19 protein-coding genes and 1 tRNA gene are annotated in these 25,574 nt (G+C 63.2%); 3 read left to right on the top strand and 17 right to left on the bottom strand.

Annotated features, from left to right (window positions below; translation table 11 throughout):
• Positions 1–375 precede the first annotated feature (375 nt).
• The 6 genes from tuf to rpoB form a co-directional block, all read right to left on the bottom strand.
• Positions 376–1,566 carry an elongation factor Tu gene (tuf, locus tag AC1DDG_RS10860; protein ID WP_108600234.1) on the bottom strand — a complete coding sequence of 397 codons (1,191 nt, stop codon included), beginning with the start codon at positions 1,564–1,566 and terminating at the stop codon, positions 376–378.
• 246 nt (positions 1,567–1,812) lie between these two features.
• Complete coding sequence (fusA, locus tag AC1DDG_RS10865) at positions 1,813–3,927, bottom strand: elongation factor G (RefSeq protein WP_230118104.1); 2,115 nt, start codon at positions 3,925–3,927, stop codon at positions 1,813–1,815.
• A 69-nt stretch (positions 3,928–3,996) separates the two neighbouring features.
• The gene (gene rpsG / locus AC1DDG_RS10870; protein ID WP_026531948.1) at positions 3,997–4,467 is read right to left on the bottom strand and encodes a 30S ribosomal protein S7; all 471 of its coding nucleotides are present in this window, start codon (positions 4,465–4,467) and stop codon (positions 3,997–3,999) included.
• A 1-nt stretch (position 4,468) separates the two neighbouring features.
• On the bottom strand, positions 4,469–4,843 hold the full coding sequence (rpsL, locus tag AC1DDG_RS10875; protein WP_018773658.1) for a 30S ribosomal protein S12: 375 nt from the start codon (positions 4,841–4,843) through the stop codon (positions 4,469–4,471).
• 417 nt (positions 4,844–5,260) lie between these two features.
• A complete protein-coding gene (locus tag AC1DDG_RS10880) occupies positions 5,261–9,160 on the bottom strand; it encodes a DNA-directed RNA polymerase subunit beta' (RefSeq protein ID WP_230118103.1) in 3,900 nt (1,299 codons plus the stop codon).
• Between the two features lie 102 nt (positions 9,161–9,262).
• Entirely contained in the window at positions 9,263–12,769 is a 3,507-nt protein-coding gene (gene rpoB, locus AC1DDG_RS10885) for a DNA-directed RNA polymerase subunit beta (RefSeq protein ID WP_230118102.1), read from the bottom strand.
• 408 nt (positions 12,770–13,177) lie between these two features.
• On the opposite strand from rpoB, the gene AC1DDG_RS10890 reads away from it, so the two are divergent.
• Together AC1DDG_RS10890 and AC1DDG_RS10895 are read left to right on the top strand one after the other, a co-directional pair.
• The gene (locus tag AC1DDG_RS10890) at positions 13,178–14,377 is read left to right on the top strand and encodes an acetyl-CoA C-acetyltransferase (protein WP_476876075.1); all 1,200 of its coding nucleotides are present in this window, start codon (positions 13,178–13,180) and stop codon (positions 14,375–14,377) included.
• Complete coding sequence (locus tag AC1DDG_RS10895) at positions 14,377–14,874, top strand: aminoacyl-tRNA deacylase (RefSeq protein ID WP_476876076.1); 498 nt, start codon at positions 14,377–14,379, stop codon at positions 14,872–14,874. The genes AC1DDG_RS10890 and AC1DDG_RS10895 overlap by 1 nt, the downstream gene beginning before the upstream one ends.
• A 73-nt stretch (positions 14,875–14,947) precedes the next feature.
• On the opposite strand, the gene rplL is transcribed toward AC1DDG_RS10895, so the two are convergent.
• The 9 genes from rplL to AC1DDG_RS10940 form a co-directional block, all read right to left on the bottom strand.
• Complete coding sequence (gene rplL, locus AC1DDG_RS10900) at positions 14,948–15,322, bottom strand: 50S ribosomal protein L7/L12 (RefSeq protein ID WP_230118099.1); 375 nt, start codon at positions 15,320–15,322, stop codon at positions 14,948–14,950.
• Positions 15,323–15,400: 78 nt separating this feature from the next.
• A complete protein-coding gene (gene rplJ, locus AC1DDG_RS10905) occupies positions 15,401–15,991 on the bottom strand; it encodes a 50S ribosomal protein L10 (protein WP_476876077.1) in 591 nt (196 codons plus the stop codon).
• A gap of 324 nt (positions 15,992–16,315) precedes the next feature.
• Positions 16,316–17,431 (bottom strand): GNAT family N-acetyltransferase, encoded by a 1,116-nt coding sequence (locus tag AC1DDG_RS10910; protein WP_476876078.1) that lies wholly within the window; start codon positions 17,429–17,431, stop codon positions 16,316–16,318.
• An 89-nt stretch (positions 17,432–17,520) separates the two neighbouring features.
• Complete coding sequence (locus tag AC1DDG_RS10915) at positions 17,521–18,612, bottom strand: GNAT family N-acetyltransferase (protein WP_476876079.1); 1,092 nt, start codon at positions 18,610–18,612, stop codon at positions 17,521–17,523.
• 144 nt (positions 18,613–18,756) lie between these two features.
• Positions 18,757–19,464: a 50S ribosomal protein L1 gene (rplA, locus tag AC1DDG_RS10920; protein ID WP_230118095.1), complete on the bottom strand. Its 708-nt coding sequence runs from the start codon at positions 19,462–19,464 to the stop codon at positions 18,757–18,759.
• A 176-nt stretch (positions 19,465–19,640) separates the two neighbouring features.
• Positions 19,641–20,072, bottom strand: coding sequence for a 50S ribosomal protein L11 (gene rplK, locus AC1DDG_RS10925; RefSeq protein WP_003803853.1), 432 nt, complete (start codon positions 20,070–20,072; stop codon positions 19,641–19,643).
• A gap of 131 nt (positions 20,073–20,203) precedes the next feature.
• Entirely contained in the window at positions 20,204–21,070 is an 867-nt protein-coding gene (gene nusG, locus AC1DDG_RS10930; protein WP_476876080.1) for a transcription termination/antitermination protein NusG, read from the bottom strand.
• Positions 21,071–21,184: 114 nt separating this feature from the next.
• Positions 21,185–21,469: a preprotein translocase subunit SecE gene (gene secE, locus AC1DDG_RS10935; RefSeq protein ID WP_230118093.1), complete on the bottom strand. Its 285-nt coding sequence runs from the start codon at positions 21,467–21,469 to the stop codon at positions 21,185–21,187.
• An 81-nt stretch (positions 21,470–21,550) separates the two neighbouring features.
• Positions 21,551–21,623 (bottom strand) — tRNA-Trp (locus AC1DDG_RS10940).
• A 294-nt stretch (positions 21,624–21,917) separates the two neighbouring features.
• Here AC1DDG_RS10940 and AC1DDG_RS10945 point away from each other — a divergent pair.
• Complete coding sequence (locus tag AC1DDG_RS10945) at positions 21,918–23,135, top strand: pyridoxal phosphate-dependent aminotransferase (RefSeq protein WP_476876081.1); 1,218 nt, start codon at positions 21,918–21,920, stop codon at positions 23,133–23,135.
• A gap of 230 nt (positions 23,136–23,365) precedes the next feature.
• On the opposite strand, the gene AC1DDG_RS10950 is transcribed toward AC1DDG_RS10945, so the two are convergent.
• Positions 23,366–24,055, bottom strand: coding sequence for a LuxR C-terminal-related transcriptional regulator (locus AC1DDG_RS10950; protein WP_230118091.1), 690 nt, complete (start codon positions 24,053–24,055; stop codon positions 23,366–23,368).
• Entirely contained in the window at positions 24,052–25,563 is a 1,512-nt protein-coding gene (locus AC1DDG_RS10955) for a PspC domain-containing protein (protein WP_476876082.1), read from the bottom strand. The genes AC1DDG_RS10950 and AC1DDG_RS10955 overlap by 4 nt, the downstream gene beginning before the upstream one ends.
• Positions 25,564–25,574 lie beyond the last annotated feature (11 nt).

The raw sequence follows: 25,574 nt of genomic DNA on the forward strand, positions 1-25,574 counted from the left end.
GGCGCAGCGAGCGAGGCCGGCCGGTCCGATGCCCCACGCAGTACCGGTTCAGTCGCGGCCCGATCAAATGCTGCCGGTTCAGTCGCGGCCGGTTCACCCGCTGCTTGGACCGGTTCAGTCGCTGCAGCGGTATTGGCCAAAGCGTCCAGCCATCCTTGGAGATGGCCGGCCCTAAAGCCGGCGCTGTACGCCTCGTCAGTAGAGGTCCACATGCCGCCGCCTTCCGACCATTGCTGGCAGCGCAATGCGCCGACGACAATTAATCCAATGAATGGATAAAGGATAGCAAAAAACAGCCCCGCTGCACTAGCAGCGGGGCTGTTTAGAAGATCCGTCAGGCCGTTAGCCGGCCCTCTGATCCATGATCAGCAAGGACTACTTGATGATCTTGGTGACGCGTCCCGAACCAACGGTGCGGCCGCCTTCGCGGATAGCGAAGCCGAGGCCCTCTTCCATGGCGATGGGCTGGATGAGCGCAACGGTCATCTCAGTGTTGTCGCCAGGCATAACCATTTCCGTGCCTTCCGGCAGGGTGATAACGCCGGTTACGTCCGTGGTGCGGAAGTAGAACTGCGGGCGGTAGTTGGAGTAGAACGGGTTGTGACGTCCGCCTTCGTCCTTGGAGAGGATGTAGACGTTAGCCTCGAAGTCGGTGTGCGGGGTGATGGAACCCGGCTTGACGACAACCTGGCCACGCTCTACGTCATCGCGCTTCAGACCGCGGAGCAGGAGGCCACAGTTCTCGCCGGCCCATGCTTCGTCGAGCTGCTTGTGGAACATCTCGATACCGGTAACCGTGGTCTTCTGGACCGGGCGGATACCGACGATCTCGACCTCGGAGTTGATGGCGAGGGTTCCACGCTCGGCGCGGCCCGTTACAACGGTGCCACGGCCGGTGATGGTGAAGACGTCTTCGATCGGCATCAGGAACGGCTTGTCACGGTCACGTACCGGGTCCGGAACGGAGTTGTCGACAGCTTCCATGAGGTCCTCGACGGACTTAACCCAAACCGGGTCGCCTTCGAGTGCCTTCAGCCCGGAAACGCGAACAACCGGAGCCTCATCGCCATCGAAGCCCTGAGCCGAAAGCAGCTCACGAACTTCCATTTCGACGAGGTCGAGGAGCTCTTCGTCATCGACCATGTCGGACTTGTTCAGCGCGACCAGCAGGTAGGGAACACCAACCTGGCGGGCGAGCAGAACGTGCTCGCGGGTCTGAGCCATCGGGCCGTCAGTGGCGGCAACCACGAGGATTGCACCGTCCATCTGTGCAGCACCGGTGATCATGTTCTTGATGTAGTCAGCGTGACCCGGAGCGTCTACGTGTGCGTAGTGGCGCTTCTCGGTCTGGTACTCAACGTGGGAAATGTTGATGGTAATGCCGCGCTGACGCTCTTCGGGAGCAGAGTCAATAGACGCGAAGTCGCGCTGCTCGTTGAGAGTCGGGTACTTGTCGTACAGCACCTTGGAAATGGCGGCCGTCAACGTCGTCTTACCGTGGTCAACGTGACCAATGGTACCGATGTTAACGTGCGGCTTAGTCCGCTCGAACTTTGCCTTTGCCACAGGTTCCTCCTAGAACGTTTTCAAATGACTTACCCTTCGACCGCGCTTGTCGCGGCAGAAACTTCAGCAAGTCTACTTGGGGGGCTTTGGATTGGTGAAATTTGCAGATTCAGGAACTAATACTAGTGCCTAGAGCCTGTTTGCGCAGACGGCAGGATCCGATCAGGACCGGGGCCGGCCGTCTGCGCCGGGCGAGGTTCCGTTTCCGGAATCACACCCAAGTTGCTCGCGAGGACAGTCGGAAGACTATTCGCCGCGGTTCTTCTGGATGATCTCGTCGGCAAATGCCTTCGGGACCTCCGCATAGCTGTGGAACGTCATGGAGTACACAGCGCGGCCCTGGGTCTTTGAACGCAGGTCGCCGATGTAGCCGAACATGCCGGACAGCGGGACGTGCGCACGGATAACCTTGACGCCCTGGGCATCCTCCATGGACTGCATCTGGCCACGGCGGGAGTTGAGGTCACCGATAACTTCACCCATGTATTCCTCAGGGGTGCGGACCTCGACATCCATCAGCGGTTCGAGCAGGATGGGGTTCGCCTTGCGTGCAGCTTCCTTGAAAGCCATACGGCCAGCGATCTTGAACGCCATTTCCGAGGAGTCAACATCGTGGTACGCGCCGTCAATGAGCGTCGCCTTGATGCCAACAACCGGGTAGCCGGCCAGGACGCCGTCGTTCAGTGCATCCTGGATACCGGCGTCAACGGACGGGATGTACTCGCGCGGGATACGGCCACCAGTGACCTTGTTCTCGAACTCGTACAGCTCGCCTTCGGACGTGTCCAACGGCGCGATCGCGATCTGGATCTTCGCGAACTGGCCCGAACCACCGGTCTGCTTCTTGTGCGTGTAGTCGTGACGCTCTACACCACGCTTGATGGTTTCGCGGTAAGCAACCTGCGGCTTGCCAACGTTCGCCTCGACCTTGAACTCGCGGCGCATGCGGTCCACCAGGATGTCCAGGTGGAGCTCGCCCATGCCGGCGATGATGGTCTGGCCGGTGTCTTCGTTGAGGGAGACCTGGAAGGTCGGGTCCTCAGCGGAGAGCTTCTGGATGGCCGTGGAGAGCTTCTCCTGGTCACCCTTGGTGTTCGGCTCGATCGCCACAGAGATCACGGGCTCCGGGAAGCTCATGGACTCGAGGACGATCTGGTTGCTGGAGTCGCACAGGGTGTCGCCCGTGGTGGTGTCCTTCAGCCCGATCGCTGCGTAGATGTGGCCCGCGGTAGCGCCCTCGACGGGCATTTCCTTGTTGGCGTGCATCTGGAACAGCTTGCCGATGCGCTCCTTCTTGCCCTTGGTGGAGTTGACCACCTGGGCACCTGCCTCGACGTGACCGGAGTACACGCGGATGAAGGTGAGCTGACCGAAGAACGGGTGGGCAGCAATCTTGAAGGCCAGAGCCGAGAACGGCTCCTCGGAAGACGGCGCGCGCGTCAGTTCCTTCTCTTCGTCGCGAGGATCGTGACCGATCATCGGCGGGACGTCGAGCGGGTTCGGCAGGTAGTCCACCACTGCATCAAGCATCGGCTGGACGCCGCGGTTCTTGAAGGCGGAACCACAGAAGACCGGGTACAGCTCAGAGTTGATCGTCATCTTGCGGATGCCGGCCTTGAGCTCATCGACGGTGATTTCTTCACCTTCGAGGTACTTTTCCATGAGTTCTTCAGAGGACTCGGCGACGGCCTCGACAAGCGCTGCGCGGTACTCCTCGGCCTTTTCCTTGAGGTCAGCCGGGATCTCCTGGACCTCGTACTTGGCGCCCATGGTCACATCGCCCTTGGCATCGCCGGGCCATACGAGTGCGCGCATGTAGAGCAGGTCGACGACGCCAACGAAGTCGTTCTCTGCACCGATGGGCAGCTGCATGACCAGCGGCTTGGCGCCAAGACGGCTGATGATCGTGTCTACGGTGAAGTAGAAGTCAGCACCGAGCTTGTCCATCTTGTTGACGAAGCAGATACGCGGAACGTTGTACTTGTCAGCCTGACGCCAAACGGTCTCGGACTGCGGCTCAACGCCTTCCTTGCCGTCGAACACGGCAACTGCACCGTCGAGGACGCGCAGGGAGCGCTCAACCTCAACGGTGAAGTCCACGTGGCCCGGGGTGTCAATGATGTTGATCTGGTTGTTTTCCCAGAAGCAGGTCACGGCGGCAGACGTGATGGTGATGCCGCGTTCCTTTTCCTGTTCCATCCAGTCGGTGGTCGACGCGCCGTCGTGCGTTTCGCCGATCTTGTGGTTCACACCTGTGTAGAACAGAATGCGCTCGGTGGTGGTGGTCTTGCCGGCATCAATGTGAGCCATGATGCCGATGTTGCGGACCTTACTAAGGTCTGTAAGCACGTCCTGTGCCACGGTGTCTCCCTTTCGGATGGACTACGCGTTCGCCGCCGGCTCGTCTGAGCCGGCGGCGTACGGGAAGTTTTACCAGCGGTAGTGTGCGAAGGCCTTGTTCGACTCGGCCATCTTGTGGGTGTCTTCGCGACGCTTCACAGCGGCACCGAGACCATTGGAGGCATCCAGGATTTCGTTCTGGAGACGCTCGGTCATCGTCTTTTCGCGGCGGGCCTTCGAGTAGCCGACCAGCCAGCGGAGGGCGAGGGCGGTGGAGCGGCCCGGCTTGACCTCAACCGGAACCTGGTAGGTTGCGCCACCGACACGGCGGGAGCGGACCTCGAGGGAAGGCTTGACGTTGTCCATGGCCTTCTTGAGGGCGGCAACGGGGTCGCCACCGGACTTGGCGCGTGCACCTTCGAGGGCACCGTAGACGATGCGCTCTGCGGTGGACTTCTTGCCGTCAACCAGGACCTTGTTGATCAGCTGAGTGACCAGCGGGGAGCCGTAAACGGGATCTAATACGAGCGGCCGCTTGGGGGCCGGACCCTTGCGAGGCATATTACTTCTTCTCCATCTTTGCGCCGTAGCGGCTGCGGGCCTGCTTACGGTTCTTGACACCCTGGGTATCGAGGGCGCCGCGGACGATCTTGTAGCGGACACCGGGAAGGTCCTTCACACGACCACCACGAACGAGCACAATGGAGTGCTCCTGGAGGTTGTGGCCTACACCGGGGATGTAGGCGGTTACTTCAATGCCACCGTTAAGGCGCACACGTGCAACCTTACGCAGAGCCGAGTTCGGCTTCTTCGGGGTGGTGGTGTACACGCGGGTGCAGACACCGCGGCGCATCGGGCTGCCGTTAAGCGCGGGAGCCTTGGTCTTTTTGACCTTCGGCGTGCGGCCCTTGCGGACCAGCTGGTTAATCGTAGGCACTTTCGTGTTCTCCGTTTTATCCGGAGCGGCCTCTGACAGCCGCTCTCCTGTTGCTTTGCCCCGCCGCCCGAGCTTTGAAGAAGTCTCCAGAGCAGCTGAGGCGAAGCCTTTAATAGTCGGATCGCACCCATGGGGAATGACGTGACTTTCGTCTTCAAAAGTCCCCTAGGCATGCAAAAATGTGGCATACGTTGCACAAGAACCCTGCAAACCGGAAACGTCGCTCTGGTCCGGCCTTTCGGCTGTACCGGCGCACTCATCCACTGCCACAATAACAATTGGTCACAAGTCTAACACGGACTCCCGCCAGGCCTTAATCGGCGGGGATCCCTGCCCTTAAACAACAACGCGGAGTCACTCTGAGCCCAATCCACGGTGCGGATTGGGCCGTAAGTGACCCCGCGTTGTCAGGAACGGCTACCGGAAGTCGTTGCCGAGGTCGTAGTCATCCAGCGGGATGGCGTGGAACTCGGGAGCTCCGTCGCCGCCCAGGGTGTCGTAGGAGAAGTCGCTGAACGCGCTGGGGCCGGTGAACAGGTTGGCCTTTGCTTCTTCAGTCGGTTCCACCGTGACCTCGGTGTAGCGCGGGAGACCCGTGCCGGCCGGGATCAGCTTACCGATGATGACGTTCTCCTTGAGGCCGAGCAGCGGATCGCTCTTGCCTTCCATGGCCGCCTGCGTCAGGACGCGGGTGGTCTCCTGGAAGGAAGCTGCGGACAGCCAGGACTCGGTGGCCAGGGAGGCCTTGGTGATGCCCATGAGCTCAGGACGTCCGGAAGCCGGAGTCTTGCCCTCGGACACAACGCGGCGGTTGGCATCCTCGAAGCGGCTGCGCTCGGCCAGCTCACCGGGGAGCAGGTCCGATTCGCCGGATTCGATGACCGTGACGCGGCGCAGCATCTGGCGGACGATGACCTCCACGTGCTTGTCGTGGATGCCGATGCCCTGGCTGCGGTACACGCCCTGCACTTCGTCCACGAGGAACTTCTGTGCGGCACGCGGGCCCATGATGCGCAGGACCTGCTTCGGGTCGACCGGACCGTTGATGAGCTTCTGGCCCACCGTGACGTGCTGGCCGTCTTCGATCAGGAGACGTGAACGGCGCAGTACCGGGTACGCGATCTCTTCGGAACCGTCGTCCGGAGTGATGACCAGACGCATCTGGCGCTCGGACTCTTCGATGGTGATGCGTCCGGCTGCTTCCGCAATCGGCGCCACACCCTTCGGAGTACGGGCTTCGAAGAGCTCCTGGATACGGGGCAGACCCTGGGTGATGTCGTCTCCACCGCTGGCGGAAACAGCACCACCGGTGTGGAACGTACGCATGGTCAGCTGGGTGCCCGGCTCACCGATGGACTGCGCGGCGATGATGCCAACAGCCTCGCCGATGTCGACGGTCTTGCCCGTGGCCAGCGAACGGCCGTAGCACAGCGCGCAGGTGCCGACGCTGGACTCACAGGTGAGTACAGAGCGGACCTTGACCTCGGTGATGCCGGCTGCGAACAGCTCGGCGATCACGACGTCACCGCAGTCGGTGCCGCCGGCTGCCAGGATGTTGCCCTTGGAGTCAACGACGTCCACGGCCAGCGTACGGGCGTAGGCGCTGTTCTCGACGTTCTCGTCAAGGACGAGTTCACCGTTGGCATCGACGACGGCGATCGGGGTCACGAGGCCGCGCTCGGTCCCGCAGTCCTCTTCGCGGACGATGACGTCCTGCGAAACGTCCACCAGACGACGGGTCAGGTAACCCGAGTTGGCGGTACGCAGGGCGGTGTCAGCCAGACCCTTACGGGCACCGTGCGTGGCGATGAAGTACTCCAGCACCGACAGGCCCTCGCGGTACGAGGACTTGATCGGACGCGGGATGATTTCACCCTTCGGGTTGGCCACCAGGCCACGGATACCCGCGATCTGACGGACCTGCATCCAGTTACCACGTGCACCGGAGGACACCATGCGGTTGATGGTGTTCATCGGCGACAGGCTGTCGCGCATTGCCTGGGCAATCTCGTTGGTCGCCTTGTTCCAGATCTCGATCAGTTCCTGGCGACGCTCGTCGTCGTCGATCAGGCCCTTGTCGTACTGGCCCTGGATCTTGGCAGCCATGGTCTCGTATCCGGCGAGGATCACCGGCTTGTCCTTGGGTACCTCAATGTCGGAGATAGCCACGGTCACGCCTGAACGGGTTGCCCAGTAGAATCCGGCATCCTTCAGGTTGTCCAGCGTTGCGGCTGTGACCACCTTCGGGTAACGCTCGGCAAGGTCGTTGACGATCCGGGACAGTTCGCCCTTGTCTGCAACGTCCTCAACCCACGGGTAGTCCTCGGGCAGCGTCTCGTTGAAGAGAACCTGGCCGAGCGAAGTCTCAACCAGCGCGGTCTGACCCTGCTCCCAGTCTTCCGGAGCTTCCCAGCCGGCGTAAGGGACAAAGCCCTCAAGCCGGATTTTGACCTTGGAGTTCAGGTGCAGCTCGTGCAGGTCGTAGGCCATGATGGCTTCCGACACCGAAGCGAAGATCCGGCCTTCGCCAGCTGAACCGACACGCTTGGTGGTCAGGTGGTAGAGGCCGATGATCATATCCTGCGAAGGCAGGGTGACCGGACGGCCGTCGGACGGCTTCAGGATGTTGTTCGAGGAGAGCATCAGGATGCGTGCCTCAGCCTGCGCTTCGGGGCTCAACGGCAGGTGGACTGCCATCTGGTCGCCGTCGAAGTCGGCGTTGAAGGCGCCACAGACCAGCGGGTGAAGCTGGATGGCCTTGCCTTCAACGAGCTGCGGCTCGAACGCCTGGATGCCGAGGCGGTGCAGGGTAGGTGCACGGTTCAGCAGCACCGGGTGTTCGGTGATGATCTCTTCGAGGACGTCCCAGACCTGCGGACGGTAACGCTCCACCATGCGCTTGGCCGACTTGATGTTCTGCGCGTGGTTGAGGTCAACCAGGCGCTTCATCACGAACGGCTTGAAGAGCTCCAGGGCCATCTGCTTGGGCAGACCACACTGGTGCAGCTTCAGCTGCGGGCCGACGACGATGACCGAACGGCCCGAGTAGTCAACGCGCTTGCCAAGGAGGTTCTGGCGGAAACGTCCCTGCTTGCCCTTGAGCATGTCGCTCAGGGACTTCAGCGGACGGTTGCCCGGTCCGGTGACCGGACGGCCGCGGCGGCCGTTGTCGAAGAGGCTGTCAACGGCTTCCTGAAGCATGCGCTTCTCGTTGTTGACGATGATCTCCGGAGCGCCCAGGTCAAGCAGTCGCTTGAGACGGTTGTTGCGGTTGATCACGCGGCGGTAGAGGTCGTTGAGGTCGGAGGTCGCGAAGCGGCCACCGTCCAGCTGGACCATCGGGCGCAGTTCCGGCGGGATCACCGGGACAGCGTCCAACACCATGCCGAGGGGGCTGTTGTTGGTGGTCAGGAACGCGTTGACAACCTTCAGGCGCTTAAGGGCACGGGTCTTGCGCTGGCCCTTGCCGTTGGCGATGATGTCGCGCAGCTGGTCAGACTCGGCCTGCATGTCGAAGTTCTCAAGACGCTTCTTGATGGCTTCGGCACCCATGGAGCCTTCGAAGTACATGCCGTAGCGGTCGCGCAGCTCGCGGTAGAGGCCTTCGTCGCCTTCGAGGTCAGCGACCTTCAGGTTCTTGAAGCGGTCCCAGACCTGCTCGAGGCGCTCGATCTCGGCGTCGGCACGCTTGCGCACGTTCGCCATCTGGCGGTCGGCGGAGTCGCGGGCCTTCTTCTTGTCGGCAGCCTTGGCGCCTTCGCCTTCGAGACGGGCAAGCTCGTTCTCGAGGTCGCGGGCGATCGTGGCGATGTCGGAGTCACGGTTGTCGATCAGCTGCTTCTTCTCGATGTCGTGCTCAACCTGCAGGTTGGGCAGTTCTTCGTGGCGGCTGTCGGCGTCGACGCTCGTGATCATGTAGGCAGCGAAGTAGATGACCTTTTCGAGGTCCTTCGGTGCCAGGTCAAGGAGGTAGCCCAGACGGGAGGGAACGCCCTTGAAGTACCAGATGTGGGTTACGGGCGCAGCCAGTTCGATGTGGCCCATGCGCTCACGGCGCACCTTGGCACGGGTGACCTCAACGCCACACCGCTCACAGATGATGCCCTTGAAGCGCACGCGCTTGTACTTGCCGCAGTAGCATTCCCAGTCACGGGACGGGCCGAAGATCTTCTCGCAGAAGAGGCCGTCCTTCTCGGGCTTGAGCGTGCGGTAGTTAATGGTTTCCGGCTTCTTAACCTCGCCGTACGACCAGCCACGGATGTCTTCCGCGGTGGCGAGGCCGATCTGCATGAGGCCGAAGGAGGATTCGCTGGACATATGGTCCCTGTTCTCTCTTGTTCTCTAAATTCTGAAGTCTTGGGTTACGGGAAAAGGGAGGGAGGAGCCGACGGCGGGTGGTCACCCGCCGTCGGACCTCACCTAAACCTCTTCTACGGAACTGGGCTCTGCACGAGACAGATCGATGCCCAGTTCTTCCGCAGCCGTGAAGACTGCGTCATCAGAGTCACGCATTTCAATCGTGGTTCCGTCCGTGGAAAGGACTTCCACGTTCAGGCACAGCGACTGCATTTCCTTGATCAAGACCTTGAAGGACTCAGGAACGCCCGGCTCCGGGATGTTCTCGCCCTTGACGATGGCTTCGTAGACCTTGACACGACCGTGGATATCATCCGACTTGATCGTGAGGAGCTCCTGGAGCGTGTAGGCGGCGCCGTAAGCTTCGAGCGCCCACACTTCCATTTCACCGAAGCGCTGGCCACCGAACTGTGCCTTACCACCCAGCGGCTGCTGCGTGATCATGGAGTACGGGCCGGTGGAGCGCGCGTGGATCTTGTCGTCCACCAGGTGGTGGAGCTTCAGGATGTACATGTAGCCGACCGAGATCGGATCCGGGAACGGCTCGCCGGAGCGGCCGTCAAACAGGCGGGTCTTGCCCGAGGAGTTGATCAGGCGCTCACCGTCGCGGGTCACGTTGGTGGAGTCCAGCAGGCCCGTGATTTCCTCTTCGCGGGCACCGTCGAAGACCGGCGTTGCAACAGTGGTCTGGCCACTCTCGCGCGGCAGGTTCGGCAGCTGCTTGGCCCACTCGGGCTCGCCTTCGATCTTCCAGCCGGTCTTGGCAACCCAGCCGAGGTGCGTTTCCAGCACCTGGCCGACGTTCATACGGCCCGGGACACCCAGCGGGTTCAGGACGATATCAACGGGGGTACCGTCGGCAAGGAAGGGCATGTCCTCGATCGGGAGGATCTTGGAGATAACACCCTTGTTGCCGTGGCGGCCGGCGAGCTTGTCGCCGTCGGTGATCTTGCGCTTGGCGGCCACGTAGACGCGGACCAGCTGGTTCACGCCCGGGGGCAGCTCGTCGTCGTTGTCGCGGTCGAAGACGCGGACGCCGATGACGGTGCCGGACTCGCCGTGGGGCACCTTCAGGGAAGTATCGCGGACTTCGCGGGACTTCTCGCCGAAGATGGCGCGCAGCAGGCGCTCCTCCGGGGTCAGCTCGGTTTCACCCTTCGGGGTGACCTTTCCGACCAGGATGTCGCCGGCTTCAACCTCTGCACCGATGTGGATGATGCCGCGCTCGTCCAGGCCCGCCAGGACTTCCTCGGATACGTTGGGGATGTCACGGGTGATTTCCTCGGCACCAAGCTTGGTGTCGCGGGCATCGATCTCGTGCTCCTCGATGTGGATGGAGGAAAGAACGTCCTCGGCAACAATGCGCTGCGAGAGGATGATGGCGTCCTCGAAGTTGTGGCCTTCCCATGACATGAATGCCACGAGCAGGTTCTTACCGAGGGCCAGTTCACCCTGGTCCGTTGCCGGGCCGTCAGCGATGATGCCGCCGACCTCCAGGCGCTGGCCTTCGCTCACCAGAACGCGGTTGTTGTAGCAGTTGCCCTGGTTGGAGCGGGCGAACTTGTTGATGCGGTAGTTGGTTTCCGTACCGTCGTCGTTGAGCATGATGACGAGCTCGGCGGACACCTCGGTGACCACGCCGGCCTTTTTCGCGATGGTGACGTCGCCGGCGTCGACTGCAGCGGCGCGCTCCATGCCGGTACCGACGAACGGCGCCTCGGAACGGACCAGCGGCACGGCCTGGCGCTGCATGTTGGCACCCATGAGTGCGCGGTTAGCATCGTCATGCTCGAGGAACGGGATCAGGGCCGTAGCCACGGACACCATCTGGCGCGGGGAAACGTCCATGAACTCGACCTCGCCGGCGGGAACCAGCACAGGCTCGCCTCCACCACCACGGGCGCGGACCAGGACGGTCTCTTCGGCGAACTTCTTGTTCTCGTCCAGCGGAGCGTTGGCCTGTGCGATCAGGACCTCTGCTTCGTCGTCGGCCGTCAGGTACTGGACCTCGTCGGACACGACGCCTTCGGCGACGAGACGGTAAGGAGTCTCGATGAAACCGAACGGGTTGATGCGGCCGTAGGAAGCCAGCGAACCGATGAGACCAATGTTCGGGCCTTCAGGGGTTTCGATGGGGCACATACGTCCGTAGTGGGACGGGTGAACGTCTCGGACTTCCATGCCTGCACGGTCACGGGACAGACCACCGGGGCCAAGCGCAGACAGACGGCGCTTGTGGGTGAGACCCGAGAGCGGGTTGTTCTGGTCCATGAACTGCGACAGCTGGGACGTTCCGAAGAACTCCTTGATCGCTGCCACAACCGGGCGGATGTTGATCAGGGTCTGCGGCGTGATCGCTTCGACGTCCTGCGTGGTCATACGCTCGCGGACGACGCGCTCCATGCGGGACAGGCCGGTGCGGACCTGGTTCTCGATGAGCTCGCCAACGGCGCGGATGCGGCGGTTGCCGAAGTGGTCGATGTCGTCGATCTCGACGCGCAGCTCGTGGTCCTGGCCATCGCGCTTGCCCGTGAGGGTCTTCTCACCGGCGTGCAGCGCAACCAGGAACTTGATCATGGCGACGATGTCTTCAACGTGAAGGACCGAAGCTTCCTTGTCGCCAAGGGAGCGGTCGATGCCGAGCTTGCGGTTGATCTTGTAACGGCCAACCTTGGCCAGATCGTAGCGCTTGGAGTTGAAGTACAGGTTGTCCAGCAGGGACTGGGCAGCCTCGACGGTGGGCGGCTCGCCCGGTCGCAGCTTGCGGTAGATGTCCAGCAGGGCGTCTTCGCGGGTTTCGGTGGCGTCCTTCTCCAGCGTGGCGCGCATGGAGTCGTACTGACCGAACTCCTCGAGGATCTGGCCTTCGGTCCAGCCGAGGGCCTTCAGCAGCACAGTGACGGACTGCTTGCGCTTGCGGTCGAGGCGCACGCCGACCTGGTCGCGCTTGTCGATCTCAAGCTCGAACCATGCACCGCGGGACGGGATGATCTTTGCGGTGAAGATGTCCTTGTCGCTGGTCTTGTCAGCGGTGCGCTCGAAGTAGGCGCCCGGTGAACGGACCAGCTGGGAGACGACGACGCGTTCGGTGCCGTTGACGACGAAGGTGCCCTTCTCGGTCATCAGCGGGAAGTCACCCATGAACACGGTCTGCTGCTTGATTTCGCCCGTGTTGTTGTTCATGAATTCGGCCTTGACGTACAGCGGTGCCGAGTACGTTGCGTCCCGGTCCTTGCATTCAGCCATGGTGTACTTCGGATCAGCGAACTCCGGATCGGAGAAGCTCAGGGACATGGTGCCCTGGAAATCCTCAATCGGGGAGATCTCTTCGAAGATGTCGGAAAGACCGGAGGTGGTGGCGACGCTGAGGTCGCCTTCTTCGACGGCCTTCGCTACGCGCGCCTGCCAGCGTTCGTTTCCGACCAGCCAGTCGAAGCTGTCCGTCTGCAGGGCAAGGAGATTCGGAACGTCAAGAGGTTCGTGAATCTTTGCGAATGAGAGCCGGCGAGTGGCACCATCGGTGCTTGCCGTATTAGCGGTTTCGTTATTAGAGGTGCTCGAGGCGACCAAGAGGGATCCTTCCACAGACCTTCAGGCGTTTTCAGATCTCCCCCGCTATGTACCCTGCAGAGTGACTCCGCAGTGCTACCATCCGGTTCCGCTATATGACCCGGGACCTGGTCTGCCCATGCTGGTGACGTTGTATACGGCACATTGATGGAGCAGCTGCCAGGAGAAGCCCACCGCTATATGAAGGCTGAAGGTAAACAGGGAAGACGCAAATATCTACGATACGGCAAAACTTAACGCGTGTCTACCCCACTTCGAAGCTTATTGCAAGCACCGTTGCCGTAGGCACCTAGTTGGCACGGCACAGTGCCGCGGTGGAATTCCGGCACCCGCCGCAGCGTTGGAGTGGATAGGTGACGGGGCTCACGATAGCCTAGGCCTACATCATTCAGATCGGAAGAGATAACCATGACCAACTCCGCAGACAACAATGACGTTGTCATCCTGTCCGGCGCCCGGACGCCGCAGGGCCGTCTCAACGGACAGCTGGCGAGCTTCACCGCCGTCGAACTCGGCGCGCACGCCATCAAGGCGGCCATCGCAGCCAGCGGGCTTCGCGCCGACCAGGTGGACGCGGTCATCATGGGCCAGGTGCTCCAGGCCGGGGCCGGCCAGAACCCGGCCCGGCAGAGCGCGATCGGCGCCGGCATCGGCTGGAACGTCCCTACGGTGACCATCAACAAAGTCTGCCTCTCCGGGCTGACCGCCGTGATCGACGCGGCGAGGATGATCCGCAGCGGCGATGCCGCCGTCGTTGTCGCGGGTGGCCAGGAATCCATGACCCGGGCACCGCATGTTCTTCCGGGCTCGCGCCAGGGCTGGGCGTACGGCGCTGTCCAGGCGCTCGACGTGGCCGCGCACGACGGCCTGACGGACGCCTTCGACGGGCAGTCCATGGGACTCTCCACCGAGACCAAGAACCTGGTCCTGGGCATCGACCGGGCGTCGCAGGACAACGTGGCGGCCCAGTCTCACCAGCGCGCGGCCATCGCCGCCAAGAACGGGGTCTTCGACGGCGAAATCGCACCGATCAGCGTCAAGCAGCGCAAGGGCGATCCGGTGGTCGTGGCCACGGACGAAGGGATCCGTCCGGACACGTCCGTCGAATCGCTGGCAGGGCTTCGCGCCGCGTTCGTCACGGACGGGACCATCACGGCCGGCAACTCCTCTCCCCTGTCCGACGGCGCCTCGGCCCTGGTGCTGACGTCCCGCAAGTTTGCCGAGGAGAACGGGCTGGAATTCCTGGCGGTTGTCGGCAGGCCCGGACAGGTGGCCGGCCCGGACAACTCACTCCACTCCCAGCCCTCCAACGCGATCCGGAATGCCCTGGACCGGGCGGGCTGGACCACTGCCGATCTGGACTTCATTGAAATCAATGAGGCTTTCGGTTCTGTGGCCGTGCAGTCGCTCAAGGACCTGGACTACCCGCTGGAGCAGTGCAACATCCACGGCGGCGCCATCGCCGTCGGCCATCCGATTGGCGCCTCCGGCGCCCGGCTGGCGCTGCACGCGGCACATGAACTGAAACGGCGCGGCCAGGGCAAGGCTGCGGTCTCCCTGTGCGGCGGCGGCGGGCAGGGCGAAGCCCTCCTGCTGTACCGGGACTGATGAAGGCCCTATCGGCCGGAGGCGCGGACGGCGCCGGCAGGGAGCGCTTCCTTGCCGACGCCGCCGCCCGCGGCCTCGACGTCGAACTCGTGGAGCGGCTTGCGGCGCACAGCCTCGAGGAGGCTGCGCAGATCCTCGGCATCACGCCGGCCGATATTGTGAAGTCCCTCGTTGTGAAGCACAAGGACGGCAGCTTCCTGTTCGCCCTCATTCCGGGCGACCGCCAGATCTCCTGGCCCAAGCTCCGGAGCCTGGTGGGAGTGAACAAGCTCTCCATGCCCGCAGCGGACGTGGCCCTGGAGGCCACCGGCTACGAACGCGGGACCATCACCCCGCTGGGCAGCACCACGGCCTGGCCCGTGTATGCAGACCAGACCATTGCCGGCCGTCGCATCTCCATGGGCGCGGGCCAGCACGGCTACAGCGCCTTCGTGGACGCCGACGCCCTGACAGCGGCGCTCGGCGCGGTGGTGGCTGATATCAGCGACCCCAATTAGACGCAGCTGTGGTTTAAAACACAGGAAACCCCGCCCACCGGAGTGGACGGGGCTTCCAAGAGCAAAGCGTGTGTTACTTGAGGGTAACGCGTGCGCCGGCTTCTTCGAGCTGAGCAATAGCCTTCTCTGCAGCTTCCTTCGTAACGCCTTCGAGAACAGCCTTCGGAGCGCTGTCAACCAGGTCCTTGGCTTCCTTGAGGCCGAGGGAGGTGATGGCGCGGACTTCCTTGATCACTGCGATCTTCTTGTCGCCAGCAGCTTCGAGAACGACGTCGAATTCGGTCTTCTCTTCGGCTTCTTCAGCAGCGCCGGCAGCGGGGCCAGCAACGGCGACAGCAGCAGCCGTAACTTCGAAGGTCTCTTCGAAGAGCTTGACGAACTCGGAGAGCTCGATGATGGTCAGTTCCTTGAAAGCTTCAATGAGCTCTTCGTTGCTGAGCTTCGCCATGGTGTGGCGTCCTTCCTATAGGTGGTGCTTGGCGGCCTGGGCCTTTGCCTTCACACCGGAGTCTGGTTTGAAAGAGAGTTAGTTCTCTTCGGGGGCTGCGGCTTCGGCCGGAGCTTCGGTCTCTGCTGCTTCTGCGGCCGGGGCTTCTTCAGCGGCGGGCGCTTCGGCTTCAGCCGGAGTACCGTTCTCTTCTTCAAGCTTGAGGCGCAGGGCGTCAATGATGCGTGCAGCAGCGGCAGCAGGAGCCTTGAGGATGCCTGCAACCTTGGCGAGCTGCAGCTCGCGGGACTCGAGTGCTGCCAGGGCAGCAACTTCGCTGGCGTTCAGTGCCTTGCCCTCGAAGTAACCGGTCTTGATAACCAGCTGCTTGTTGGTCTTGGCAAAATCCGTCAGGCTCTTGGCAGCTGCAACTGCGTCACCCTTGATGAACGCGATTGCAGTGGGGCCGGCGAGCTGGCCGTCGAATGCTTCGACACCAGCTTCCTTGGCTGCAATGGCGGTCAGGGTGTTCTTGACGACCGAGAACTTGGTGTCCTGGCCGAGAGAAACACGCAGCTGCTTGAGCTGTGCAACGGTGAGCCCACGGTATTCGGTCAGGACAGCGGCGTTCGATTCCTTGAAATCGTTAGTGATCTCAGCTACTGCTGAAACCTTGGTAGGCGTTGCCATAACCCTCCTTCCGGGGATAGTGCCGGTATTCCGGGTCCCCGCTCAGGTGAGCTAAAACTAAAAACGCCCCGCGCAGATGCACGGGGCTTGGCTCAACGCAGTTCAGAACCGCGGAGCTTTGCTTCGTTCACCTGCGCTGGCCGCCCTATGTTCAGGGTCCTTCGTCCGGAAACCCACTGGCTCCTCCGCACACAACTACAGAGTTGAGCTGAGCTCGAAAGAGTGGATTTCCAACAACCGACGGTCTTTGGTCCTTCAAGCTTACGGGACGCCGTGCCGGACCGCCAAATCGGCGTCCAGCTGATGGCATCCAGCCGGCACAGGTCAACTGGTACTGGGCCCCATATCCGGCAGTTCCTTCTGCCAGATTCCGGTGACACCCGCCGTCGTAAATCCCAACTGGCGGTTTACGGTCAGGAGGTACCGGTTTTCCGGGGCGTTCCAGGTGTAGATCACGCGTGCATCGGGGAACTGCTCCGTCAGCCGCTCCATGTTGGCCACCTTGATCAGCAGCCCCAGCTTGTTGCCGCGGTGCTCCTGCAGCACCACCGTGTCGTCCTGGAAGACGACATCCTGGCGCTGCGCCAGGACGCTGATGGTGGTCAGCCCCACCAGGGTTTCAGAGGCAACGTGCTCGACGGCGGTCACCACCGTGCGCCGCCCCTGCGCTATGGTCACGTCCTCCGCTTCCCGCAGGATGCGGGCATCGAACACCATGCCGTCCTCCTCGCTTCCGCCGGCGGGCAGGGCATCCCCGCCAGCCTGGTTCTCAAGGGCAGCCACGGATTCCAGCCACCGCTCCGGGCACCGGTCGGTCCAGTGGTGCAGCCGGTAGCGGCCGTTGTTTGCTTCTTCCGCCTCGGCTTCGAGTTCCGCCACGAGCTTGGTGTCGAGCGGCAGGGCGCAGGAGCTGAACTGTTCGATGTGCTGCAGCGTGTAGCCGGTGCGCCGGGCGAACTCCACTTCCCGGCTGCCCAGCGGCACGAAGCCCTGCCCGGATCCGGGCACCAGCTGCTCGGATTCGAACTCATGGAGCGAAGACCCGGGATGGTTGGTGTCGATCAGGATCATGGACCTACCCTCGTCGCGGGCGAACCGTTCCGCGGCATCCAACAGCTGCCGGCCTACGCCCTGACGCTGGTATTCGGGCAGGATGTCCAGCGTGAACTCCGCCAGGTCAAGATTGTCGGTGAGGGGCAGTGCGATGTCCACGGTACCCACGATCCTGCCGTCCACCTTGGCCACCAGGATGACCTGGCGCTCATAGGGATCGTCCAGTTCGAGGAGCTTCTCAAGCGGGGCGTATGCGAGGTCATCGCTCCCCCACGTCTGCATCCGGACCTTGCGGCCCACTTCCACTGCGGCCAGAAAGTCCACCGCGTCGGGCGCGTCGATGGACTCCGGAATGAACAACTGCTCGATCTGCACTTCACTTGCCATAGGGGGCATCTTCCCAGCCGTTCTGCCACTCACCCTGTCAGGCTACGGGCTTGAGTCCACGCGGAGTATCCGTCGCCAGCATATGACGGTTAGCGGCGGCGCTGCCACTCGCCGTCGTACCCCGCCGGGCGGAAGCCCAGGGCGACGTTGATCGCGAGCATGTGGTCGTTCTCCGCGGCGTTGAACGTGAGGATCCGTTCAACCGAGGGATGCTCCGCCACCATCCGCCGAAGATTCAGTATTTTCACGAGCATGCCCAGCCGGTTTCCACGGTGTGCCTTGATGACCAGGGTGTCATCCTGCTCCGCGACCCAGGGTTTTGACCCGGAATACTGCAGGACCGAGTAAGCGGCCAGCTCACCGCTCGACTTGTGCCGCGCCACGGCAAACAGGGCCTCCTGGCCGGTCTGCTGCCACTCATCCTCAACGTGCCGGACGCGTTTGGCGTCCCACACTTCGGCATCGTAGTGGAGGGCGCCGGCCGGGCTGTCAGTGCTCATCCGGGACATGAGCACTGCTAGCTGGTCAACATATTCGTCAGGGCAGCGGTCGGTCCAACTAAGGAGTTCGTAGCTGCCCCCGGCAATGGAGCTTGCCTCCCTGTCCAGGGCGTCGAGAGTGCCATCCGCTACCGGCATGTCCAGTGCGCTGAACCGGGTGACCTGCTCCAGCGTGTAGCCGCCGGCCGCGGCGAACCTGGCCGCTCGCGAGTCAGCGGGGACCCCTCCCGTGCCTGTTCCCGGCTTCAGGACGCCGGGCCCGTTCGGATCAAAGCCCGCCGCGTGTTCCGTAAAACTCTGCAGGGTGCTACGGCCGTGGCTGGCGGCCAGCTCCTCGCCATGCCGCAGCAGCGCCTGCCCGATTCCCCTTCCGGTGAATTCGTTCAGGACGTCCACCCTCACCATCGCGTCCTGGAGGTTCTCCTGCAGCGGCAATCTGATCCAGGATTTGGCGACCATGCGCCCGTCCAGACGGACGAAGAAGATCCGGAGCTGCTTATAGTCATCGTCGCGCCACGCCTCGAGGCGGGCCTCCCGCGGGGTGGCACGGTCAAGGTTCCCCCAGGTTTCCAGCACCAGCGCGTCACTGAGATCGCTGAACTCCAGAAAGTCGGAGGCATCCGGGGAATCGATGAAGGAAGGCAGGACCAGAGGTTCTATGCGGTAAGCCGGCGTCGTCACGGCATCAGCCTAGCCGCACAGCCTTGTGCGCTCCAGAGGCCGGCAAGGGCCGGCAGATGGCGGCCGCAAAACAAAGGACCGCCCGGCGCAATGCCGGGCGGTCCTTTGTTGCCTGCCGGATGACCGGCGGGTGGTTCGCGAGGATTAGACCTCGGTCAGCACCTTGGTGACGTTCGGGTCTACGGAGATGCCGGGACCGAAGGTCGTGGCAACCGTAGCCTTCTGGATGTAGCGGCCCTTTGAAGCGGACGGCTTCAGACGAAGCACCTCTTCGAGAGCGGCTGCGTAGTTCTCGGCCAGCTTGATGACGTCGAACGAAACCTTGCCGATGATGAAGTGCAGGTTGGAGTGCTTGTCGACGCGGAAGTCGATCTTGCCGCCCTTGATGTCGTTGACAGCCTTGGTGACGTCAGCGGTCACGGTGCCGGTCTTCGGGTTCGGCATCAGGTTACGCGGACCCAGGACCTTACCGAGGCGGCCAACCTTGCCCATGAGGTCAGGGGTGGCAACGGCTGCGTCGAAGTCGGTCCAGCCGCCGGCGATCTTTTCGATCAGGTCATCGGAACCAACGAAGTCGGCGCCTGCAGCGATGGCTGCTTCGGCCTTGTCGCCCGTGGCGAAGACGAGAACGCGGGCAGTCTTGCCGGTGCCGTGGGGCAGGTTGACGGTGCCGCGGACCATCTGGTCAGCCTTACGGGGGTCAACGCCCAGACGGAAGGCGACCTCAACGGTGGCGTCGAACTTGGACGGGTTGGTGTCCTTGGCGAGCGTCACTGCCTCGAACGGCGCGTAGAACTTCTCCGCGTCGATCTTGGCGGCGGCTGCCTCATATGCTTTGCTGCGCTTTGCCATGCTGCTTATTCTCCTTGTGCAGTTGTGGTCTGCGGACCGCGCTGGGCCCTGCCACAGTTGGCTGATCCGGCGTGGATCTCCAACATTTCAATGTTTCAGTGGTGCCGGTTTCCCGGCGGTGCTGTCCGGCGTCGTCGTCGGTTTCCCGAAGCCGCGCCGCTTCAGCGGTGAGGGAATTAACCCTCGACGGTGATACCCATGGAGCGGGCGGTGCCGGCGATGATCTTCGCTGCGCCTTCGAGGCTCGTGGCGTTGAGGTCTTCCATCTTGGTGGAAGCGATCTCGTTGACCTGGGCCTGGGTCAGCTTGGCAACCTTGACGGTGTGCGGGGTAGCGGAACCCTTGGCGACGCCTGCAGCCTTTTTGATGAGCTCTGCAGCCGGCGGGGTCTTGGTGATGAACGTGAACGAGCGGTCCTCGTAGACCGTGATTTCAACAGGAATAACGTTGCCGCGCTGGGCTTCCGTCGCAGCGTTGTACGCCTTGCAGAATTCCATGATGTTGACACCGTGCTGGCCAAGCGCAGGACCGATCGGCGGAGCCGGGTTAGCGGCACCTGCCTGGATCTGCAGCTTGATGAGGCCGGTGACCTTCTTCTTGGGAGCCAATGTAGGGTCCTTCTCTCAAATGCGTCCTGGGACACAGGAGCGTGCCTCAGGTGGTTGACCGCCATGGCGAGGCGGTCGGCCGCTTCGTGGCTGCTAAGCGGGCAGCCCCGGAGCGAATTCTGTGGGTATTGCTAGATCTTGGTGACCTGGTTGAACGCCAGAGTGACCGGTGTTTCGCGCTCGAAGATGGAAACCAGCACCACGAGGGTCTGGGAATCAATCTTGATCTCGGAGATCGTGGCGGGGAGGGTCTCGAAGGGACCTTCCTTGACGATGACCGATTCGCCAACCTCGAAGTCGACGTCCACCGGGGCGGCGGCGTGCTTGACGGGCTTGCCCTTCTCGGCTTGCTCTTCCTCGAAGACCGGAGCGAGCATGGAGAAGACCTCGTCGAGGCGCAGCGGCACTGGGTTGTGGGCGTTGCCCACGAAGCCGGTGACGCCCGGGGTGTGGCGGACGGCGCCCCACGAGGCATCCGTCAGGTCCATGCGGACGAGAACGTAGCCGGGGATCCGGACGCGGTTGATGACCTTGCGCTGAGCGTTCTTGATCTCAACGACTTCTTCCATGGGAACCTGGATTTCGAAGATGTAATCTTCCATGTCCAGGGTCTGGATGCGGGTCTCAAGGTTGGCCTTGACGCGGTTTTCGTAACCTGCGTAGGAGTGGATGACATACCAGTCACCCTCCTGGCGGCGCAGTTTGCCCTTGAACTCTTCTGCGGGGTCGACGTCGGCCTTGGCTGCGGCAGCTGCCAGGGCGTCTGCGTCTTCGTCATCGCCTTCGGATGCGTCGGCGTCGTCTTCGGATGCGTCGTCTTCAGCGTCTGCTTCGTCGACTACGTCAGTTTCGGCCTCTGCCTCATCGGCGTCGCCTTCGGAATCGGGTGCAGCAGAATCAGCCTCAGACCCTTCAACGGCTTCAGCCGCGGCGTCAGCCGTGCTGTCCGCGGGGCCATCCAACTCAGCCTCAGTTACCTCGAGCTCCTGCTCAGACACTTGGTCTCCTGCTTCCTCATTGCTTAACATGCCTATTTAAATGGCTCAATTCCGCACACTCCGCAGCTCCCTCCGATAATCGGAGGAGCCCGCGCAGTCTGCGGACCTATCGCCTTAGCGGTCCTTGGCGCCTGTACCGCCGAAGACCCAGCCCACCGCGGTCCCGAAGCCCAGGTCCAGCACGGTGACGATGACCATCATGATGACCACGAATACCAGCACCACGAGCGTGTAGTTGATCAGTTCCTTGCGGGTGGGTGCGACGACCTTCTTCAGCTCGCCGATGACCTGGCGGACGAAGAGTGCAATTCGAGCGAAGAAGCCTGCCTTGGCGGCTTTCTTGGCGGGGCGGCCCTTGGAGCTGCTTGCAGCTGTTTCGGTCACCTGGTCCTCACTCATCCTCGCAATGTCGGATTACCCGGCTCTGAACTGAACCATGGTTGCTGCGCTTGCCCCGGGTTTTCACCGGGACAGCTTGCGCAGGGCAGACAGGACTCGAACCTGCAACCTGCGGTTTTGGAGACCGCTGCGCTACCAATTGCGCCACTACCCTATGGATCAAAACTGATCCTGTGGGTTGAAAACTGATCGAGGCCATGCTTGACCCAGACTTCCCTGAGGCGCACGTCATCATCGTGTTTTCAACACCGGAGAACTAGTCTACGCAACAACTTCGCGTACGTCGAACCAGCCTCATTTCGGACCGTCTTGGTAGCTGTGCAAAACCTGACCAGGCTGCAGTCACATTGCCGCGTCCCACCTCGAACGATCCGGTGAACAGCATAGAGTAGATTCCGTCGAATTCCACCATTCAGCTACCCAGCTGCAAGCGAAGAACGGACCCGCCATGTCTGCCGCCCGCGTTTCCAAACGCATTTCCGCCATTGCCGAATCTGCCACCCTGGCTGTCGACGCCAAGGCCAAGGCGCTGAAAGCAGCCGGCCGGCCAGTGATCGGTTTCGGTGCGGGCGAGCCGGACTTCCCCACCCCGGACTACATCGTCAAGGCAGCCATCGAGGCCGCCAGCCAGCCGAAGTACCACCGCTACTCCCCCGCCGGGGGCCTGCCGGAGCTGAAGAAAGCCATCGCCGAGAAGACGTTCCGCGACTCCGGCTACAAAGTGGACCCTTCCCAGGTGCTGGTTACCAACGGCGGCAAGCAGGCCGTCTACAACACGTTCGCCACACTGGTTGACCCGGGCGACGAAGTGATTGTGCCCACCCCGTTCTGGACCACCTACCCGGAAGCGATCCGGCTGGCCGGCGGCGTGCCCGTCGAGGTCTTCGCCGGACCCGAGCAGGACTACCTGGTGACTGTGGAGCAGCTGGAGGCGGCCGTCACCGACCGCACCAAGATCCTGCTCTTCGTGTCGCCGTCCAACCCGACAGGCTCCGTCTACTCCCCCGAACAGGTCGCGGAAATCGGGCAGTGGGCCGCGGCCAAGGGCCTGTGGGTAGTCACCGATGAGATCTACGAGCACCTGACGTACGACGGCGTCCCGTTCACCTCGATCGCCACGGCCGTTCCGGAGCTCGGCGACAAAGTGGTGATCCTCAACGGCGTGGCCAAGACTTACGCGATGACCGGCTGGCGTGTGGGCTGGATGATCGGGCCGGCCGATGTCATCAAGGCCGCCACGAACCTCCAGTCCCATGCCACGTCCAACGTGTCCAACATCCCGCAGGTGGCAGCCCTTGCCGCGGTTTCCGGCCCGCTGACCGCCGTCGACGAGATGAAGGTGGCCTTCGACCGCCGCCGCAAGGCTATCGTCGCCGGGCTCAATGCCATTGAGGGCGTTGAATGCCCGACGCCGAAGGGCGCCTTTTACGTCTACGCCGACGTCCGCGGTCTGCTCGGGAAGGAATTCCCGACGGCGAACGGTCCGATTCGTCCCGGAACGTCCGCCGAACTGGCGGCGATGATTCTGGACGAGGTGGAAGTTGCCGTGGTTCCGGGCGAGGCTTTCGGCCCGTCGGGCTACCTGCGGCTGTCCTACGCCCTGGGCGACGACGACCTCGCCACCGGCGTGGGCCGGCTGCAGGATTTCCTGGGCAAGGCCAAGTAGGCACGCTCTCTCACCTCCCGCAGGAAAAACCCGGACGCTCTCTCACCTCCTGCGGGAAAACCCCGGACGCTCTCTCACCTTCCGCAGGAAAAACCCGGACGCTCTCTCACCTCCTGCAGGAAAACCCCGGACGCTCTCTCACCTGGTGAGAGGGCGTCCCGGTTCAAGCGACAGGAAGTGAGAGAGCGTCCGGGTTCAAGCGACAGGAAGTGAGAGAGCGTTGGGGTTGGCTAGAGGAGCCGGCGTTCCGCGGCCCATTTGGTCAGCTCGTGGCGGCTGGAGAGCTGCAGCTTCCGCAGGACCGCCGACACGTGCGTTTCCACGGTCTTGATGGAGATGAACAGCTCCTTGGCCACTTCCTTGTAGCTGTAGCCGCGCGCAATAAGCCTCATGACTTCGAGTTCCCGGGCTGAGAGCCTGTCCAGTTCGTCGTCGGCGATGTCGGCAGGGGCAGTGCCGAACGCGTCCAGAACGAACCCTGCGAGCCGCGGCGAAAACACGGCGTCGCCGCCCGCAACACGGAAGACCGCGTCAGTGATCTCGGCGCCGGAAATCGTCTTGGTCACGTAGCCTCGGGCCCCGGCGCGGATCACGGCCACCACATCTTCGGCGGCGTCCGACACGCTGAGTGCCAGGAACTTGGTTGTGCCCAGCAACGCAGCCGAGCCGGCGATGACCTCCCGCCCTCCTCCGCCCAGACCGCCGGGCAGGTGCACATCGAGCAGCACCACCCCGGGCCTGGTCCGGGCAATCACCTCGATGGCCTGCTCCACCGTGCCGGCCTCCCCCACGACCGTTACCCTCGGATCGAGGTCAGCCTTGAGGCCCGAACGGAAGATGGCGTGGTCGTCAACGATCACCACCCTGACCGTTTCCCGCTGGTTTCCTGCTGCTGTTCCGTCCAATGCCGGAGTGCTCATGGCTTCCCTTCCCCGTTCTCCGCGACGGCGGCAGGCAGCTTGAGCCGCACCTCCGTGCCGTCCGGACTGCTGATAATCTCGGCGGTTCCTCCGTGGCGCTTCATGCGGCCGATGATGGATTCCCGGACGCCGAGCCTGTCTTCCGGAACGCCGCGAAGATCGAATCCGGAGCCGCGGTCCTTGATGAAAACGTCCACTCCGCCGCCGGACACCTCAAGGTACACGGAGACGGGCCCGCCGCCGTGGCGGGAAGCGTTCAGCATGGCCTCGCGGCTGGCCTGGACGAGCGCCTCGTGCCGGTCGGTCATGGCCGTGTCTCCCACGCTCACGACGTCGACCGCGTTGCCGAGTCCGTCCTCGACCTCGGCGGCGGCCGCCTTGATCCGGTCCGAGAGCTGGCCAGCGTCCTTGGCCGGGTCCTTGAAGAGCCAGCCGCGCAGTTCGCGCTCCTGCGCCCGGGCCAGCCGCACCACATCGTTCTCGTTGGCTGCGCGCCGCTGGATCAGGGCAAGGGTCTGCAGCACCGAGTCATGGAGATGGGCGGCGATCTCCGCCCTCTCGGTCTCGCGTACGCGGCCGGCCCGTTCGGTCTCGAGGTCGCGCCAGAACTTCAGGCCCCAGGGAAGGAGCACCAGCGCCACGCCGCCGAGCACCGCCACCGACGCCAGCAGCGCCAGCCAGGTCTGCTCCCAGGAGCCGGAACCGGACACCATCACGAGCACCCCGGCCACCACGAGCGCCAGCCCGGCGGCGAGTCGTGCCCACCCGCCGGCCTGGTCCGCCTTGGTTTTGTCCACCAGGCCGGCGCGGCGCGTTTCATCGAGCTGCATCCAGGCAATGGCGGCACCGCCCAGGATGGCAGCGGCCGGGATCAGGGTACCCAGCGGGACCTCCGCACCGAGCAGCCGGGCGACCAGGATCCCGGCCACGAGCAGCAGCCCGGAACCGAGCAGGATCTCCTTGCCATAGCGCATGCTGCGGACGCGGAACCAGGCTCCGGTCCCCGGGACACCGCTGACCGGACCAGCGGTGCCCGCGCCGACGGTGCCGGGAACGGCGCCAGCTGCCGGAGGCTGGAAGGGGGTCCCGGCGTCGTACATTGCGGACGGAGCGGGACCGGCAGCAGGGGCGTAAACGCCCGGCGAAAGGGAGCCCGGCCCGTAGCCCCTGAGCGGGTAGGCGGGCGGGTACGTTCCAGCGGAAAACGGCGGGTCGACGGCGGACCCCGGCTCGTGCGGGGAGCCCGCCGGCGGGGTGCTCACCGCGGGGGCGATGGGCGACGCCGGCCGCCTGGCGTTCCGCCGGGCGGCTTCGTCCGCGGTGGGAACCATGATCCAGAGCCAGGCATAGAACGCGAAGCCCGCACCGCCGGCAAGGGCGGCCACTGCCATGCCGATCCGCACCATGCGCACCGGCCAGCCCAGGTGCGCGGCGAGGCCCGCACAGACTCCGGCGATCATACGGTCGCTGCTGCGGACCAGTGGCGGGCGGACAGGAGCGGTGGTCATGCATCAATCCA

The sequence above is a fragment of the Arthrobacter sp. 10L430 genome (assembly GCF_056395245.1).

What these genes read in the sequence shown, in the direction of transcription:
- AC1DDG_RS10950 (WP_230118091.1), bottom strand. Translation starts at nt 24,055, where the DNA reads ATGAGCACTCCGGCATTGGACGGAACAGCAGCAGGAAACCAGCGGGAA.
- AC1DDG_RS10890 (WP_476876075.1), top strand. Translation starts at nt 13,178, where the DNA reads ATGACCAACTCCGCAGACAACAATGACGTTGTCATCCTGTCCGGCGCC.
- AC1DDG_RS10955 (WP_476876082.1), bottom strand. Translation starts at nt 25,563, where the DNA reads ATGACCACCGCTCCTGTCCGCCCGCCACTGGTCCGCAGCAGCGACCGT.
- rplL (WP_230118099.1), bottom strand. Translation starts at nt 15,322, where the DNA reads ATGGCGAAGCTCAGCAACGAAGAGCTCATTGAAGCTTTCAAGGAACTG.
- AC1DDG_RS10880 (WP_230118103.1), bottom strand. Translation starts at nt 9,160, where the DNA reads ATGTCCAGCGAATCCTCCTTCGGCCTCATGCAGATCGGCCTCGCCACC.
- secE (WP_230118093.1), bottom strand. Translation starts at nt 21,469, where the DNA reads ATGAGTGAGGACCAGGTGACCGAAACAGCTGCAAGCAGCTCCAAGGGC.
- rplA (WP_230118095.1), bottom strand. Translation starts at nt 19,464, where the DNA reads ATGGCAAAGCGCAGCAAAGCATATGAGGCAGCCGCCGCCAAGATCGAC.
- rplJ (WP_476876077.1), bottom strand. Translation starts at nt 15,991, where the DNA reads ATGGCAACGCCTACCAAGGTTTCAGCAGTAGCTGAGATCACTAACGAT.
- AC1DDG_RS10910 (WP_476876078.1), bottom strand. Translation starts at nt 17,431, where the DNA reads ATGGCAAGTGAAGTGCAGATCGAGCAGTTGTTCATTCCGGAGTCCATC.
- rpsG (WP_026531948.1), bottom strand. Translation starts at nt 4,467, where the DNA reads ATGCCTCGCAAGGGTCCGGCCCCCAAGCGGCCGCTCGTATTAGATCCC.
- AC1DDG_RS10895 (WP_476876076.1), top strand. Translation starts at nt 14,377, where the DNA reads ATGAAGGCCCTATCGGCCGGAGGCGCGGACGGCGCCGGCAGGGAGCGC.
- AC1DDG_RS10945 (WP_476876081.1), top strand. Translation starts at nt 21,918, where the DNA reads ATGTCTGCCGCCCGCGTTTCCAAACGCATTTCCGCCATTGCCGAATCT.